1 protein-coding gene and 1 pseudogene are annotated in these 902 nt (G+C 36.8%); both read right to left on the reverse strand.

What is annotated here, in order from left to right:
- Positions 1-41: 41 nt before the first annotated feature.
- Positions 42-287: a bacteriocin immunity protein gene (locus I8U17_RS18105; RefSeq protein ID WP_198060003.1), complete on the reverse strand. Its 246-nt coding sequence runs from the start codon at positions 285-287 to the stop codon at positions 42-44.
- 148 nt (positions 288-435) lie between these two features.
- A pseudogene (locus I8U17_RS18110) lies at positions 436-902 on the reverse strand (hypothetical protein); the annotation flags it as partial.

Consider the following 902-nt stretch of genomic DNA (forward strand, 5'->3'; position numbering starts at 1 on the left):
GGGAATGAGCTTTTTGGACTATATTCCATTTTATCATAGTTCTATTCATTACTATCAGAAGATGGTGGAGTGATAATGGGTTGATAATGTAATGATTCCTCAACAATCTCCTCAGGTGAAAGCTCTCGATCACTCCAATAAATTAACCTCATCATTTTTTTAAAATCAGGTACTGTTTTTTCCAACAAATCAAAAACCTTTTCTTCTTCCTCCTCGGAATACTCCGCATTCATTAATTTTTTTACGACCTCTATTAATTCCTCTCTTGATTTAATAAAATCAGCCATTATATATCCTCCTCGTATATGAGGTTTAACTTCAGTTGCAAACAATCTTTGAAAACCAAATACCTTCAAGAAAAGAGCTTTTCATGATATCCCCAGATAATGATCATAGGATCATTTTAGGAAGTTCGATGTAGTTTTAACTAATTCCTTAGTTCTGACTTCCAAAATGATAACTCTTATCTAAAATCTCTTGGTGCATTCTAGGAGAAAAAATGAACGAATTATCTGAATTATACACATCTCCGCCATGTTGGATAGGTGTTCTGTGATGAAGAATATAACTCTTATGATCACCATACCACTGTTCGGAGATCGCAATAGGGGCATTACCCTTTCTCATTCTGGCAACATTATTTGCACTAAATTCACTCGCATATTTTGAATTTGCTACGCTCTTCCAAAATGCTTCCCTAAAGTAATCAAATGATTTAAAACGTTTACCACGCAACTTGTCTGCTACCTCTTTGGGTATAATACCAATATTCCCTTGTTTACCACGCATCGTTTTTGGAGCATCCGGAGCTCGAACTCCACCAGATGTTACCGCCGGTCTATAATTGACCCAGGATCGCCGAAAAAGAATTGACCCACTCCCCGTCGAATAAATCCCCTTCG

Source organism: Thermoactinomyces sp. CICC 10521, assembly GCF_016055135.1.
In the GTDB taxonomy this organism is placed as follows: Bacteria; Bacillota; Bacilli; order Thermoactinomycetales; family Thermoactinomycetaceae; genus Thermoactinomyces_A; species Thermoactinomyces_A daqus.

Excerpts from the sequence above, each read along its gene's own strand:
- I8U17_RS18105 (WP_198060003.1), bottom strand. The coding sequence starts at position 287 with ATGGCTGATTTTATTAAATCAAGAGAGGAATTAATAGAGGTCGTAAAA.